Below are 16,517 nucleotides of genomic sequence, written 5' to 3'. Positions count from 1 at the left end.
GAAAGGCATGGCAATTACAATAAGCGTTCTTGATCAAAGTCCCATTTACCCTGGAGAGACAGCAGTCCATGCATTTGCACACACGGTTCAGCTCGCTCAAAAATCAGAAGAACTCGGTTTTAAACGTTTCTGGGTATCTGAGCATCATGATTCGGATACTGTAGCTGGCTCCTCTCCAGAGGTCCTTATCTCTTACTTGCTGGCAAAAACCAATCATATTCGAATCGGCTCGGGAGGTATTATGCTTCAGCACTATAGTCCGTATAAAGTGGCAGAGAACTTTAATGTGCTTGCTTCACTGGCTCCGGGACGGGTTGATCTTGGTATAGGACGCGCGCCGGGCGGCTTACCCCGCAGTACTCAGGCATTACAGCAAGGAGTACAGCAGCAGGCAACACTAACCGACAAGATTGTGGAGCTGGAGAAATATGTGTATAACCGACTGGAAGAACAGCATCCTTTATCTGGGTTGCGCGCAGCTCCATTGACCGAAACGCCTCCTGAATTGTACATTCTCGGGGCCAGCACGGGCAGTGCAGAAATTGCTGCAAAGCTGGGCCTTCCATACGTATTCTCCTTATTTATAAACGGTGACGAAAATATTGCGCTAGAAGCGATACGAACCTATCGTAATTTCTTTGATGCTTCCCATGGCACTACACCTCAAATCATTGTAGCTGTATCCGTTATTGTAGCTGACACGCACCAGGAGGCCGAGGCCCTTGCAGGATCGCATAAGCTTGTTAAAATTCATCTGGCCAGCGGCAAGACGCTGACTCTTGGCACACTCGAACAAGCGGAGGAATTCGGAAGGCAAGCTGGTGAATCCTATACGATTGAAGAACAAGAGCCAGCCATTATCAAAGGAACAAAAGAAACCGTGCGGGATAAATTACTCGAACTGGAAGAGCGTTCAGGAATAAGCGAATTTATAATAACCAGCAACATACAACCGTTTGATAAGCGCGTTCATTCCTACGAGCTGCTGAGTGAAGCACTCTCCGAGGTTAAGACAGAAGTCTGAATTGAGGCCGTAAATACCGTTTTCTTACAGGAGGACAACTAGGTGACGAAGCAGAATGAATCACTCCGCGTTACAGCGGACCGGATTGTAGATATTCGTCGTGAGCTGCACCGATATCCAGAGCTTTCAAATGAAGAATTCGAAACGACCGCTCGTATTCGGGGATGGCTTGAAGAGGCGCAGATTCGTATTCTTGATTACTCACTTTCAACGGGTATCATTGCAGAAATAGGAGACGCACAGAAAGGACCGATTATTGCCCTGCGTGCAGATATTGATGCACTTCCCATTCAGGAAGAAACGGGGCTTTCTCATGCTTCCTTGTATCCAGGCAGGATGCATGCTTGCGGGCATGATTTTCATACGGCTGCATTAATAGGGACAGCCTATGCACTCAAAGAGAAGGAGCATCTGCTAAAGGGAAGAGTCAGACTCATATTTCAGCCTGCTGAAGAAAAAGCGAAAGGAGCTCAGCAGATCATTAACAGCGGAGCACTTGAAGGGGTACAGGCGATATTCGGCATGCACAATAAACCGGATCTTCCCGTCGGCACGATTGGAATTAAAGAGGGACCACTCATGGCTGCTGCAGACGGATTTATTGTGGAGATCGCTGGAAAAGGATCACATGCTGCTGTTCCTGAAGCCGGAATTGATCCGATCGTCACAGCATCTCATATCATTACCGCATTGCAAGCCATTGTCAGCAGGAATGTGAGCTCTTTGAAGAGTGCCGTGATCAGCGTCACCAAACTGCACAGTGGCACAACGTGGAATGTCATTCCCGACAAGGCGCTGCTTGAAGGGACGATTCGCACTTTTGATGAGGAAGTGAGAGGGGATGTACTTCATCGGTTTAGTCAGGTCGTTGATGGAGTTGCGGCAGCCTTTGGAACGACAGCAACGGTCCGTTGGATTGAAGGACCTCCTCCTGTAAACAACGATCCTATACTCGCGAAGCTTGGCACAGCAGCAGCTGCAGCAGCTGAATATATGACGGTAGTTCCTGTACCATCCCCCGCAGGCGAAGACTTTGCGGTATATCAGCAGCACATACCTGGATTATTCGTCTTTATGGGAACATCAGGCCTTCACGAATGGCATCACCCTTCCTTTGATTTGGATGAACAGTCCATCCCTGTCAGCATTGGTTTTTTCACTGCACTGGCAGAGCTTGCACTTGAACATTATGCGGAGTAAGCAGATTCGTTTTCTTTAAGTCTCGTAATCATTTGATAAAAAAATGTAGGAGGAGATTTATGTGAGTAACGTTAATATTGAAGCTTTCTTAAATACATCCCATCAGCTGCAAACCGCCATTGCTGGCCTTGAGGAAAGTGAGCTCAAGTGGAAACAGGCTCCGGAAATATGGAGTGTCCAAGAGGTCATTTCTCACCTGGTTGATCACAGCATTGTCGTCTCATTTCGAATTAGAGATATTCTAGCGGGGACCAAGGTTCAGCTTCCGGCCTTTAATCAGGATGCTTGGGTCAGTGGTCAATACTCCAATGAGGGAAACTTGTCCGATGTTTTGATAACATTCGAAGCCCTGCTCTATTACAACGGTCTGCTTATTCGTCGGTTAAACAGCGCGGATTTGGCGAAAACAGGGATTAACCCCAAAGGGGAGACGGTTAGTATATCACAGATTATTGCTGGGTTTACGAATCATCTTCAAAACCATTTGGGTCAAATCGAACGGATTCAACAAGCGAAGGCCGCTCAGGCAATTCATTAAACGAATTCAGATAAGGAGAGGATGTAAGATGGTTAAACGACGTCAATTAAAGCTTGGGGCATTGCTTCACGGAGTCGGAGGGGGGACCTCCATGTGGCGTCACCCAGACGCACAAGCGGATGCAAGCGTAAATATCGATCTATACAAACAATGGGTCCAAAAAGCAGAAGAAGGAAAGCTAGATTTGATCTTTATAGCAGATGGCTTGTATATCAATGAGAAATCCATTCCACACTTTTTGAATCGGTTTGAGCCGATTACAATATTAAGCGCGCTTGCTACTGCCAGCAAGAACATCGGTCTTGTCGGTACTTTGTCGACTTCCTACAGCGAGCCCTTTACCGTTGCCCGCCAGTTTGCTTCCCTGGATCATATTAGCGGAGGCCGGGCAGGATGGAATATCGTCACTTCTCCTCTTGAAGGCTCTGCCTTGAATTACGGCAAGAAAGAGCATCCGGATCATGACAAGAGATATCGGATTGCGACTGAATACCTTGAAGTCACTCGTGGTCTGTGGGACTCATGGGAAGATGACGCTTTTGTTAGAGATAAGGAGACCGGAGTATTCTTCGACCCGGAGAAAATGCACACCTTGAACCATGAAGGTGAATTCTTCTCCGTCAAAGGTCCGCTGAATATTGCCCGTTCCAAGCAAGGACAGCCTGTTATCTTCCAAGCAGGTTCATCTGAGGTGGGGAAAAATTATGCGGCTAAAGAAGCTGACGCTGTGTTTACAGGTCATGAAAAGCTTGCGGATGCGGTTAGCTTCTACCAGGATGTGAAATCTCGTGCTGCTTCATTTGGACGCAGCCCGGACAGCATTCTTATATTTCCGGGGATTAGCCCGATTATAGGAAGCACACCGGAGGAAGCCGAGCAGAAGTATCAGGAAGTGGCCGGTCTAGTCACGATTGAGAATGCACTAAACTATTTGGGAAGATTTTTTGAGCATCATGATTTTTCTCAGTACCCGCTTGATGAACCTTTTCCTGAACTAGGTGACCTCGGCAAGAACAGTTTCCAAAGCGGCACAGATAAAATCAAGAGGGATGCAAAGGAAAAAGGCCTTACGCTGAGAGAAGTTGCTCTGCAGTCAGCTACCCCTCGCGGCGGTTTTATTGGCACCGCGGAACAGGTAGCGGACAAGATCCAGGAATGGTTCGAAGCAGGTGCAGCAGACGGTTTTATGATTACTGCTGCCGTCCCGCGCGGGCTCGAGGATTTTGTTGAACAGGTCGTGCCGATTCTTCGAGAAAGAGGAATCTTCAGAACCGAGTACGAGAGCGACACACTGCGTGGGAATCTTGGACTTTCCGTTCCTGAGAATCGTCATGCGAAAGCCAAGGCTGTCCGTTAACTCAAGTTCTTCTCTACTATAATAATAACTTTAATACTGCTTACCCAAAGACCACGGTCTATATTGCTGGATCGCGGTTTTTGGTTTGCATTTCTCGATAGCTCAACAAAAGACAGGCCTTAATAGAGTTTGAATATACGTTAATAGAACTTCTCTATATGATCTTGTTCTGGAATAAGCAAGATGATAGAGTTTTCCATACATTAAGTCCTAGTATACTGATGGGAAAAATAAACTCGTTCACAAATGTCTTGAAAATAATATATTGGGGTGATTTTGAGTGGGTAAAAACAAACAGCTGCGTCTTGGTGCCTCCATTCATGGAGTAGGAAGTAGTCATACGGCGTGGAGACATCCGGACATTCCTGCGGATGCCAGTGTGAATCTTTCATTCTATACCCGTCAGGCACAAAAGGCGGAAGAAGGGAAATTTGACTTTGTATTTATAGCTGATGGTCTTTACATCAATGACAAATCAATCCCTCACTTTCTCAATCGGTTTGAGCCAATTACGATTCTATCTGCTTTGTCATCCGTTACTTCCCATATCGGTGTTGTGGGAACTCTTTCTACCTCATACAGTGAGCCTTTTACAGTTGCAAGACAATTTGCATCACTTGATCATATCAGCAAAGGACGTGCAGGATGGAATGTAGTCACCACTCCTTTGGAAGGTACAGCATTAAATTACGGCGGGCGTTCTCACCCATCCCATTCGGAGCGTTACCAAATCGCAGAAGAATATCTAGAGGTTGTTAAAGGCTTGTGGGATTCCTGGGAGGATGATGCCTTTATCCGTGATAAGGAGAGCGGAACATTCTTTAATCCTCTAAAATTGCACCGATTTGACCATGAAGGCAGCTATTTCTCAGTACAAGGACCGCTTAACATTGCGAGATCAAGCCAAGGGCAGCCTGTTATATTTCAAGCAGGATCGTCTGACAGTGGACGTAATTTGGCGGCAAAAACAGCGGATGCCGTATTTACGGGGCCGGATTCGCTTGAGGAGGCAAAGCAGTTCTACAACGATGTGAAACAGCGTGCTGCCGCATATGGTCGATCACCAGATGAAATTTTGATATTACCTGGCATTGGGCCTATTGTTGGTTCCACCGAAGAGGAGGCTGAACTAAAGTATCGGGAGATCGCGGAGCTGGTTACTCCGGAAAAAGCGCTTCAGTATCTAGGTCGTTATTTCGAACATCACGATTTCTCTCAATATCCTCTGGATGAGCCGTTTCCTGAGCTCGGGGATTTTGGCTCAAACAGTTTCCGCAGCACGACAGACCGCATTAAGCAAAGAGCGAAAGAAGATAATCTAACCCTTCGCCAGGTTGCATTGCAAGAAGCTACGCCAAGAACGGCTTTTATCGGAACACCCGCGAAGGTGGCCGATCTTGTACAGCAGTGGTTTGAAGAAGAAGCTGCGGACGGCTTCATTATCGGGTCAAGCGTGCCGGGAGGACTTGATGATTTTGTTGAGCAGGTTCTACCTATTCTGAGAGACAGGGGTTTGTTCCGAACCGATTATGAGGAAGATACCTTACGGGGAAATTTGGGCATACCCATCCCAGTAAATCGATATGCGAAACAGAAGGATACTGCGATTAACGGATAAGATTGTGCACGACCTAAATCGGAGGGGGGACTTTAAATGAAAATACATACACGCATAAGAAAGAAAAGTATCGCAGCAGTTTCCTTGGCGTTATCCATTGTAATGATGTTGACCGCGTGCGGAGGAAGTCAAACGACGCAAGGAACGGAGTCTGTGAAGAGTCAGGGTGCAGCTCAAGGAAATTCCCGGCAAGGCGGAGAGCTGACTTTTGCCTTAGCGACTTCACCGGATACGCTGGACCCTCATCGTAGCGGGCTCGCTGTATCTGTAAGGGTCATTCGCACCATCTACGATTCTCTTGTTGTACAGCTTCCCGATAATACAATTAAGCCTTGGCTCGCAAAGGAATGGACAATTTCAGAAGATGGACTTGATTATACCTTTGAGCTAAGAGAAGATGTTGTATTCCAGGATGGCACGCCATTCAATGCAGAAGCGGTCAAATATAACTTTGATCGCATTCTTGATCCGGCGACGAAAGCTGCCAATGCTGCAGCCCTTCTTCAGCCTTACGAATCTTCCGAAGCCATTGATGAATATACCGTTAAGATTCATCTATCCACCCCCTCCAGAGCATTCCTCGGAAATTTGAGTCAGGCTCTGCTTGGTATCGTATCTCCTGCTGCTGCTGAAAAATACGGGGATCAGCTCGGACAAAATCCGGTAGGGACGGGTCCGTTCAAATTCGTGAAATGGGATGAGAATGCGAGTATCCAAGTAGAACGCAATCCGGATTATAAGTGGGCACCAGAGCTGGTATCGAATCAAGCAGCTCCTTACCTTGACGGTATAGATTTCAAAATTGTGCCGGAAGAAGCTACACGTATCGGAAGCGTCCAAAGTAATCAGGTGCTTGCTGCAGAAACGGTGCCTCCACAAAATATTCTGACCTTGCAAAATGATCCTAATTATCAGCTGCTTCAAACCAACACCGTAGGTTTACCTTACACACTATTTTTTAATCTAGACCACGAGCCATGGAATGAATTGAAGGCAAGACAAGCCGTTCAACTGGCAGTTGATGTCGATACGATTGTAAAAACATTATATCTCGGTACGTATGACCGAGCCTGGTCGGCATTATCGCCAGGAATATTCGGCTATGATGCCACACTCGAAGATTCAATCTCTCCAGATATCGATAAAGCGAACCAGCTGCTGGATGAGCTGGGGTGGACTCAGGGTTCTGATGGCGTTCGGGAGAAGGACGGCAAGAAGCTGCAGCTGCACTATGTCGATGGAACACCTAATCGGGAAAAGCGTAACGATATCGCGGTCATGATCCAACAGCAGTTGAAACAAATCGGTGTTGAGGTTGAAGTTGAAATTACGAAAGATATCCGTACGGTAGTGTATACGAACGGTGACTATGATTTATACGGAAACAGTCAGGTGAACTCTGATCCGAACGCCTTGTATTCATTCTATCACTCCTATGACCCTAATACACAGGCTTCGCTATCCAGACTGTCCGTTCCTCAGGTTGATGAGTGGCTTGAACAAGGAAGAGTTGAAAAAGATGATGCGAAGAGAGAGCAGCTCTACAAACAGGTTCAGCAATATATTATTGATCAGGCAATTATTCTTCCAATATATGTATTTCCGTACACGGTAGCCGCATCTAAAACCGTACAGGGGATACAGTTTGATTCCCTCGGTTATCCATTGTTCAATGATGTTTCTTTACAAAAATAGGACGGAGGGTGAAGAACAGTGGCATGGAAAATTACACAACGCCTGCTGACCTCTGTTATGGTCATCTTCGGCTCATTGGTTCTGGTATTCTCCATACTCTATGTACTGCCAGGAGATCCAACAGATAACATGGTCGATCCATCCATTGCAACGCCTGAAATGATTGCCAACCTGCGTGAGCAGCTGGGAGTCGACCAGCCGTTCCATATTCAGTTCGCTCGTTATTTTGGCAATATTCTGCAGGGTGACTTCGGCAATTCATTGATTAATTCAGATCCGGTACTTCCTAAAATATTGGAGAATTTCCCCGCTACTTTAGCCCTTACCGCTGCAAGCTCGCTTATATCGATCATCGTCGGTATTCTGCTTGGCGTGCTGTCAGCCATTCATCGAAACGGAATCATTGATTTCATTGCCCGATTGATTGGCTTGTTCGGTATTTCCATGCCGACCTTTTGGTCAGGCATTCTCCTTATCCTTATTTTTTCTATAACGCTTGGATGGTTTCCGGCGATGGGATCAGAGGGATGGGAGACTTTAGTTCTGCCAGCAATTGCACTGGGAACCGTCGGAGCCGGTTACATTGTCCGCATGGTGAGAAACAGTATGCTTGATGTCATTAATGAACAATTCATGGTGACCCTTCGTTCAAAAGGATTGAGGGAGCGGAGAATTATGTACTTCCATGCTCTTAGAAATGCACTCATTCCCGCTGTAACCATGATCGGGATGCTGATCGGAGAAATGCTGGCAGGGACGGTTGTCATTGAAACGGTGTTCTCAAGACAAGGCATTGGCCGAATTATAGCGGATGCCATTATGGCGAAGGATTTGCCAGTCGTTCAAGGTGTTATATTATTTTCTGCGATTATCTATGTGCTTGTAAATCTGCTCGTGGATATTTCTTATACCTTCATTGATCCGCGTGTAAGACGTTCGGCGTGATAATGCTTCTAAATGAGGAGGGAACAAGGATGAGAGAGGAGGCGGTATCCTCCAAAACGTTATGGCGGACACGAAAGACGGTATCTCCACCTGCTATTCGCCAAAAGGGCAAATTTACAGTAAGCAGCTTATTCTTGTATGGAGCAGCCTTGTTGATTCTGTTCACATTGACGTGTGCTGTTGTACCCGGCTGGATTGCTCCTTACTCGCCTACGGAAATGTTAACTGATCGTATATTGCAGCCACCTAGTGCCGCTCATTTGTTCGGAACAGATTATTTCGGCAGGGACATCTTCAGTGTGGTTGTTCACGGAAGCCGGGATTCGCTGTTTATCGGTTTTGCATCCGTCCTCGTCGGCGGGTTAATTGGTGGTTCCATTGGAGCTCTTTCCGGATATGCGGGAGGATGGATAGACACGCTTATCATGCGGTTAAATGATATTTTGATGACCATTCCCGGTATTTTGCTGGCTTTAGCCATCGCGAGCGCCCTTGGACCAAGTCTGTTCAATATTGTGCTGGCCGTGGCTGTATCCTCCATCCCAGGTTATGCCCGAGTCATGAGAGCCCAAGTCATGAGTATCACCAGTCGGACCTTTGTCAAAGCAGCAGCCTCCATCGGTGCATCACCCATTCAAATATTTTGGAAGCATGTGCTCCCTAATAGCCTGTCACCACTGCTCGTCATGGGCGCAATCGGGATAGGAACCTCCATCTTGACAGGTTCCGGTCTGAGCTTCCTTGGTCTCGGCGTGCTTCGTGAGGTTCCGGACTGGGGAACACTGCTGTCCCAAGGCAGAGGTTATTTGACGGTCGCGTGGTGGATATGTACCTTCCCGGGTCTCGCCATAACCGCGTTTGTTCTTTCGGTCAACATTATCGGAGATCGTCTAAGAGATCATCTTGATCCGAAAAACTTAACGCAGCGATAAGAGGGGGGCTAACTTAATGAGCAGATTACTAGAGATTGAACAGCTATCCGTTGATTTTCATACACCCAAAGGAAGCATTAATGCCATCAGGGATATCACTTTATCCATTAACGCAGGAGAAACCGTATGTCTTGTAGGAGAGTCCGGCAGCGGGAAAACGGTAACATCCAAAGCGATCATGCGTTTAATTGATCATGAGAACGGCCAGATCACTAAAGGAAGACTGCTGCTGGATGGTACTGATATCGTGACGCTGCCAGAACATGAGCTGCGCGAGTTCCGAGGTAAGAAGATGGCTATGGTATTTCAGGAACCGATGTCGGCATTTGATCCGGTGTTTACGATTGGTCATCAAATTCAAGAGACCATTATTGAGCATGATAAAGTAAGTAAGCGAGAAGCAAAAGACAGAGTGATTCAATTGCTAAAGAAGGTCGGTATTCCAGACCCGGAACAGAGATATCGGCAGTATCCCGGGGAGATGTCGGGAGGCATGCTTCAAAGAGCTATGATCGCCATGTCTTTGTCTTGTCAACCTGACCTTCTTATTGCGGATGAGCCTACAACTGCGCTTGATGTTACCATTCAGGCGCAGATTCTGCAGCTTCTACAGGAACTGCAGGAAGAGTACGGGCTGTCCATCCTTCTCATAACCCATGATCTTGGAATCGCAGCAGAAATCGCAGACCGGATCGTCGTTATGTACGCTGGTGAGGTTGTCGAAGAAGCAAGTGCAGATGACTTGTTCGCTCTTCCAGGACACCCATATACAAGGGGGCTGCTGCGTTCCATTCCGACGTTGGATTCCGTTCGAGGTTCGAAGCTATATTCGATTAAGGGTTCAATACCTAGTCTTAATTCACTACCAGACGGCTGCAGATTTCAAACTCGTTGTCCATTTGCTACAGAGCACTGTAAACAGGAAGCTCCCCCTTTAGCGGAATATGGGGATCGAAAAATTGCATGCTGGCGTTCAGACGAGCTCGTTCGTAGTGATTTCTGGTTAAACGGATCTGAAGTTTCTGTTGAACCAGAACCATCAAATTTAAGTGTTGTGATGTCGGAGAGCAAAGACACAAAAGCACTATTCACAGTCCATCATTTAAGGAAATATTACCCTTTGCAAGGGAGTGGTCTGGTCCGAGGTCATAAAGTAATTCGTGCGGTGGACGATGTTTCCTTCTCCATCAACAAGCATGAAACCTTCGGGCTTGTAGGGGAGTCTGGCAGCGGCAAATCAACCCTTGGAAGAGTTCTGCTTCAGCTTGAAAGAGCCACACAAGGCACCGTTACCTTTGATGGACAAGATCTGACAAAGCTAAAAGGAACGGCTCTCCGTTCGGTAAGACAGCACATGCAGACCATTTTTCAGGATCCATATGGATCATTTGATCCTCGTTGGAAGATTGGAGACAGCATCGCAGAACCGCTTAAGGTTCATCAGAAATTAAAGGGTGCAGATTTACACTCGCGTATACATGAACTGCTTGAACTCGTAGGACTCGACCCAGCCTGGTCTGAGCGATATCCTCATGAATTTTCAGGAGGACAACGACAGCGTATCGGAATCGCTAGAGCGATTGCCCTGAATCCTAAGTTTATTCTAGCCGATGAAGCGGTGTCTGCTCTGGACGTATCCGTTCAGGCGCAAATCATAAATTTGCTTCAAGAGTTGCAGGGAAAGCTGGGGCTCACTTATATGTTCATCGCTCACGGGCTTCAAGCGGTTAGGCATATATCTGACCGGATCGGCGTGATGTATCTAGGGAAGCTTGTGGAGATAGCACCGAGCGAATCTCTTTTTCTTCAGCCGGCACACCCTTATACCCAGGCATTAATTAAGTCCGTACCTCAAATCAGCAGAGGTAGAGAGGAAAGAAGTTACCATCTTCAGGGGGAAATTCCTTCGCCATCAAGCCCACCATCCGGCTGCCGATTTCATACCCGCTGCCCGTTTGTGACTTCACGCTGCCGTGAGGAAGAACCGCAGCTGCGTCAACTGGCAAGTGGACATTTAGCGGCATGCCACTTTCCTTTATAGAGAAGCTGCTATACATTAATTTAAAGAGCATCCGAATAACAGTAGCGAAAGATATGAAGGAGTTGTTGTAGATCATGGAACTGGGATTACAGGGAAAACGGGCCATTATTACAGGTGGCAGTAAGGGCATTGGCCTCGCTACGGCGATGCTGCTCGCATCGGAAGGTGCACAGGTAGCCCTCGTCGCCCGGAACGAAGGACCGCTTAAGGAAGCAGCAGAGCAAATTGTGGCGAAAACAGGAACTGAGCCTTTCATTATCGTGGCAGATGTGTCAGTTGAGGAGGACGTACGCCGCGCGGTGGCTGCAACAGTCGAGAGATTTGGCGGCATCGACATTCTGGTGAACAACGCAGGTATCTCGGCTGGACGACCATTCGAATTAGTGGATACAGCCGCATGGACTGCCGATCTAGATTTGAAATTGTTAGGCGCGGTACATTTCGCTCAGGCTGCGCTGCCATATCTACGAAAGGATGGCGGAGGAGCGATTGTTAACGTTACGGCCGTGGGAGGGAAGACGCCTCTTGGTTCCTCCCTTCCCAGCTCGGTAAGCCGTGCGGCAGGACTGGCTCTGACGAAAGCGATGAGCAAGGATTTGGCGCCAGGCGGGGTTCGCGTAAACGCAGTCTGCATCGGACTCATTCACAGCGATCAGATCGAGAAATTGTGGCAGTCGACAGCGCAAAATCTATCGTGGGAAGAATTCGCGGCCGATCCGCGTCATGACATCCCGTTAGGCAGAATCGGGGAAGCAGATGAAGCCGCTAACGTGATTGCATTCCTTGTGTCGGACGCTGCATCCTATGTAACCGGTACAGCAGTCAATATTGATGGTGGCAAGGCGGCAGTTCTCTAGAGAGCAGATGACAAAGTAAAGTATTGACAGTATAGAATCTCCATGCTAAATTGTAAATTATCTTATTGGTTTAATAGGAATTAACAATTCTAGGTTTTAAGTGTGTTACCCATTATGATTCTGATATATTTTCGACCGGATAACCGGAGACAATGTTCTGTGAAGTGTCACAGCTATTGTCTTCGGTTTTTCTATTTATTTATAACTAGAGGAGGTTAATTAAATGGAATTTCGAAAATTTGGAAGAACAGGTTTAAAGGTATCATCAGTAGCTTTAGGAACTATGGCATTTGGCAGATGGATTGATGAACAAGCTTCATCTACAATTCTGGATTTAGCACTAGATAAGGGTATCAATCTAGTGGATACTGCAAATGTATATGGAGAAGGTGCCTCTGAAACTATCTTGGGTAACTTGCTCAAGGAAAGACGTCATCAAATTGTGTTGGCTACCAAAGTTCACGGTCGTATTGGGTCAGGACCTAATGATGGCGGACAAAGCCGTTACCATATTTATAAAGCAGTTGATGACAGTTTGAGAAGATTGAAGACAGATTACATTGATTTGTATCAGGTTCACCGATTCGATGAGGAAACTCCGCTTGAGGAAACACTCCGTGCACTGGACGATTTAATACATCAAGGAAAAGTGAGGTATATAGGAGCTTCAAATTATGCAGCCTGGCAGCTTGCCAAAGCCCATGGCATCAGCGCTTTACACGGATTACACCGATTCGAGAGTTTACAACCGGAATATAGTCTAATTTCACGTGAAATTGAGAACGAGATCATTCCTTTCGTACAATCAGAACAAGTCGGAGTTATTGTATACAGTCCACTTGGGCGCGGTGTCTTAACCGGGAAATACAAAGAAGGAGAGGCACCTCCTGAAGGCACACGTCTAGCTGCTGGGGAACCGAGACTCCAACAACTTCTTCAGAAGAATGCAATAAGCATTGCCGAGGCCATCAAGCCGCTAGCCCACGAACGAAATTTAACACCTGCACAATATGCCTTGTCCTGGGTGTTAAGTCGTCCTGGTATAACATCAGCGATTCTCGGAGCATCAAAGCCTGAGCATATTACAGAAGCCGCCACTGCGTGGAACGAACGACTGAGTGAAACGGAATTGAAGCGGGCTGATGAAGCCACTGACTTGTTAAGACTGAGAGAAGCAGTTACGAACTAATAAATCTAGTATATATTTCTACCATACCAATGGAGGATATCAATGTTACTTGATATCCTCTATTTTAGTGCGCCCGGCATGGGCGATAGCTCGGCGGTGAAAGTCCGCTACAGGCTTGGCAGTAGGAACTGTTAGCCAATGGCAAGGGTGTCCGCCGCGAGACGGAATCTGAAGGAAGCCGGAGGCAAACCCTCGGTCTGACGAACAGGAATCACATACAAGGCATGACGGGACGGACGAGCTTGCTAATCAAAGCGAAGTCCAATACTGCCCGAATCCCGGCATGTAAATGTGGCAGATGGATGAGGGGAAGGCTATCGCTCTTACCCGGGGAGGTCTCGCAGACGTCCGGTAGGAAAAAAAAATCCGAAAAGACGGAGTAAAGCTTGCTGTGAGAAGTCAGCAGAGGCCATAGTACCGAGAATTTTTTTTTTCGGGAAGGGCCGAACAATCGTGAGTCTTGAGTACATACAGAAAGGAGAGTCGTTGCAATGAAAGCAGAATACCGAAAGGGCTGCCTGCAAAAGGATAGCGTGGAACGCAAAGAATATGCAGGAGTGCAGAGCACCGACCCTCGGGATTGTAGAGAAAGAGACGGTGCAACCGACCTGCTTGAGAGGATACTAAACAGGGATAACCTGAACAAGGCCTACAAGCGGGTCAAACGTAATCACGGAGCGCCGGGAATCGATGGAATGACAGTCGAGGAAGCACTACCGTGGCTACGGGAACACAGAGAGGGGCTTTTGGAAAGTATCCGGGACGGAAGCTACAAACCAAACCCGGTACGGCGTAAAGAAATCCCGAAACCAGATGGAAGTGGAGTGCGGAAGCTCGGTATCCCCACGGTAATAGACCGCGTGATTCAGCAAGCGATATCGCAGCAGCTACAACCCCTGTTCGAACCGTTATTCGCGGAAGGAAGTTATGGCTACCGCCCTGGGCGGAGTGCGCAGCAAGCCATTCGCAAAGTAAAAGAGTATGCGGAGCAGGGATACGACTACGCAGTAGAAATCGATCTATCCAAATATTTTGACACGCTGAACCATGAGCTGCTTATGAATCTTTTGCGCAAACAAATGCAAGACAAGCGCGTAACCGATCTGATCAAGAAGTATCTCAAAAGCGGGGTCATGGAGCACGGAGTGCGACGCGAAACGGAAGAAGGATCACCTCAAGGTGGCCCGCTATCGCCGCTGCTGGCGAATATCTATTTGAATGAGTTCGACCAAGAGATGAAAAGCCGAGAAGTGAATGTGATCCGCTACGCAGATGACATTGTAGTGCTGGCGAAAAGTAAACGTGCAGCAACGCGGCTGTTGGAGTCCTGCCAGAAGTATCTAGAGAAGCGAATGAAACTTCAGATAAATCGGCGGAAAAGCAAAGTCGTAAGCATCGTGGCCCGAAAGCATTTTAAATTCCTTGGTTTTGCTTTGGGAAAGAGCAGGGACCGAGTACACATCCGCGCCCATGGACAATCTCTTGCGAAAGCAAAGAAGAAACTGAAGGAACTCACGAAACGCAGCCAGGGCAAGAATGTCCGTCAAGTAATGGAGCAGGTGAAGGTCTATATTCGCGGCTGGATAGGTTACTTCTACGTAGCCGACATGAAACGGATTCTGCAGAGATGGAACGAATGGCTGAGAAGACGATTCCGTATGTACATCTGGAAACAATGGAAGAAGCCAAGAACAAAGGCGCAAAACCTGCGAAAGCTGGGAATACCAGAGTGGCAGGCCTACCAATGGGCAAACTCACGACTGGGATACTGGCGCATCGCCGGAAGCCCGGTGTTGTCTCGTTCCATAACAAACAAAAGGCTCGCACAAGCAGGGTATTATGACTTCCCTGCTCAGTACGAGCATTTACGTAACTTGCACTTAAGCGGTTGAACCGCCGTATACCGAACGGTACGTACGGTGGTGTGAGAGGTCGGCTACTCAATTAATGGGTAGCCTCCTACTCGATTTTTGAACAGGAGGATTTCTTAAATGGCGAGCGTGAGCATTAAACATTTGTATAAAAGGTATGAAAAAGAAAAAAATTCGGTTGTTCAAGATTTTGATTTGGATATCAAGGATAAAGAGTTCATCGTCTTCGTTGGTCCATCAGGCTGCGGAAAATCCACCACACTTCGTATGATTGCAGGATTAGAAGATGTTACGGAAGGAGAAATCTTCATAGGAGATCAATTGGTTAATCACCTTCCTCCGAAGGATCGGGATATTTCAATGGTTTTTCAAAATTATGCGTTGTATCCTAATCTCTCGGTTTATGAGAATATCGCATTCGGACTGCGCATGCGAAAAATGCCCAAGCACGAAATTGATCAGGCTGTAAAACAGGCAAGCAGGATACTCGAGATAGAACCGTATTTAAGTCGAAAGCCAAAAGATTTGTCGGGTGGACAACGACAGCGTGTAGCGCTGGGACGAGCCATCGTTCGTAATCCAAAATTATTTTTGATGGATGAACCGTTATCCAATCTTGATGCCAAGCTTCGTTCTACTATGCGGATGGAAATCACCAAGCTGCATAAACGGCTGGGCACTACATTTATATTTGTCACACATGATCAAGTTGAGGCAATGACCATGGCTGATCGGATTGTCGTAATGAGAAACGGAGTTATTCAGCAATGTGATACCCCGGAGACCGTATATTCAAAACCAGCTAATTTGTTTGTTGCAAGCTTCATAGGTTCTCCTCAGATTAATTTAATTGAAGGTAAGATAGCCGAGGATCATAAAGGACAGCTCGTTTTTAGAACAAAACGGATTGATATTTCTATTCGCGAAACAAAAGAAGCCTTGCTGCGAAAAAATAACCTAGTGAATAAAACAGTCATTTTAGGCATTCGACCAGAGCATGTGAAGCTGGAGGGATTATTCTCAGAATCGATTATTACTGGTATTTATAAGGACAATGAATTAATGGGAGCAGATCGTTTTTTGTATCTCGATATTGGTGAGGAGAAGCATCTAATTGTAAGAGTAGAGCCAGATCAGCATTTCTCAGACGACGAACAGGTCAAAGTAGTACTGGATTTGTTTAAAGCCCATTTCTTTCATGTGGAATCTGGTATCAGGATAGCCGATTGAAAGAGCTACTTTCGTCGAAA

The 16,517-nt window shown here is 46.9% G+C and carries 13 protein-coding genes; all 13 read left to right on the top strand.

Translation table 11 applies throughout. The features are described from left to right. Positions 1-7 precede the first annotated feature (7 nt). The 13 genes from ACFSVM_RS12650 (at position 8) to ACFSVM_RS12590 (ending at position 16,497) form a co-directional block, all read left to right on the top strand. On the top strand, positions 8-1,024 hold the full coding sequence (locus ACFSVM_RS12650) for an LLM class flavin-dependent oxidoreductase (protein WP_379262491.1): 1,017 nt from the start codon (positions 8-10) through the stop codon (positions 1,022-1,024). A 42-nt stretch (positions 1,025-1,066) separates the two neighbouring features. Further along, positions 1,067-2,224, top strand: a complete 1,158-nt coding sequence (locus ACFSVM_RS12645) for an amidohydrolase (RefSeq protein WP_379262489.1) — start codon at positions 1,067-1,069, stop codon at positions 2,222-2,224. Positions 2,225-2,285: 61 nt separating this feature from the next. Continuing rightward, positions 2,286-2,762, top strand: coding sequence for a DinB family protein (locus ACFSVM_RS12640; RefSeq protein ID WP_379262487.1), 477 nt, complete (start codon positions 2,286-2,288; stop codon positions 2,760-2,762). Positions 2,763-2,790: 28 nt separating this feature from the next. Continuing rightward, positions 2,791-4,119 carry an LLM class flavin-dependent oxidoreductase gene (locus ACFSVM_RS12635; protein WP_379262485.1) on the top strand — a complete coding sequence of 443 codons (1,329 nt, stop codon included), beginning with the start codon at positions 2,791-2,793 and terminating at the stop codon, positions 4,117-4,119. 280 nt (positions 4,120-4,399) lie between these two features. Beyond that, on the top strand, positions 4,400-5,737 hold the full coding sequence (locus tag ACFSVM_RS12630) for an LLM class flavin-dependent oxidoreductase (RefSeq protein ID WP_379262483.1): 1,338 nt from the start codon (positions 4,400-4,402) through the stop codon (positions 5,735-5,737). A 36-nt stretch (positions 5,738-5,773) separates the two neighbouring features. Beyond that, on the top strand, positions 5,774-7,432 hold the full coding sequence (locus tag ACFSVM_RS12625) for an ABC transporter substrate-binding protein (protein ID WP_379262481.1): 1,659 nt from the start codon (positions 5,774-5,776) through the stop codon (positions 7,430-7,432). Positions 7,433-7,450: 18 nt separating this feature from the next. After that, positions 7,451-8,377, top strand: coding sequence for an ABC transporter permease (locus tag ACFSVM_RS12620; protein WP_076313600.1), 927 nt, complete (start codon positions 7,451-7,453; stop codon positions 8,375-8,377). Positions 8,378-8,406: 29 nt separating this feature from the next. Then, entirely contained in the window at positions 8,407-9,309 is a 903-nt protein-coding gene (locus ACFSVM_RS12615) for an ABC transporter permease (RefSeq protein WP_379262479.1), read from the top strand. 16 nt (positions 9,310-9,325) lie between these two features. Beyond that, positions 9,326-11,350 (top strand): ABC transporter ATP-binding protein, encoded by a 2,025-nt coding sequence (locus tag ACFSVM_RS12610; RefSeq protein WP_379262477.1) that lies wholly within the window; start codon positions 9,326-9,328, stop codon positions 11,348-11,350. Between the two features lie 74 nt (positions 11,351-11,424). Continuing rightward, positions 11,425-12,207 carry an SDR family NAD(P)-dependent oxidoreductase gene (locus ACFSVM_RS12605; protein WP_379262475.1) on the top strand — a complete coding sequence of 261 codons (783 nt, stop codon included), beginning with the start codon at positions 11,425-11,427 and terminating at the stop codon, positions 12,205-12,207. Positions 12,208-12,430: 223 nt separating this feature from the next. Beyond that, positions 12,431-13,396 carry an aldo/keto reductase gene (locus tag ACFSVM_RS12600; RefSeq protein ID WP_076313609.1) on the top strand — a complete coding sequence of 322 codons (966 nt, stop codon included), beginning with the start codon at positions 12,431-12,433 and terminating at the stop codon, positions 13,394-13,396. A 491-nt stretch (positions 13,397-13,887) separates the two neighbouring features. Then, a complete protein-coding gene (gene ltrA, locus ACFSVM_RS12595) occupies positions 13,888-15,288 on the top strand; it encodes a group II intron reverse transcriptase/maturase (RefSeq protein WP_379262472.1) in 1,401 nt (466 codons plus the stop codon). A gap of 99 nt (positions 15,289-15,387) precedes the next feature. Further along, complete coding sequence (locus ACFSVM_RS12590; RefSeq protein WP_379262470.1) at positions 15,388-16,497, top strand: ABC transporter ATP-binding protein; 1,110 nt, start codon at positions 15,388-15,390, stop codon at positions 16,495-16,497. The last annotated feature ends 20 nt before the right edge of the window (positions 16,498-16,517 follow it).

This window comes from Paenibacillus shunpengii (assembly GCF_042684905.1).
Classification (GTDB): Bacteria; Bacillota; Bacilli; order Paenibacillales; family Paenibacillaceae; genus Paenibacillus; species Paenibacillus shunpengii.
The sequence above is the reverse complement of the archived record's forward strand: the minus strand, read 5'-3'. Positions and strand labels throughout refer to the sequence as shown.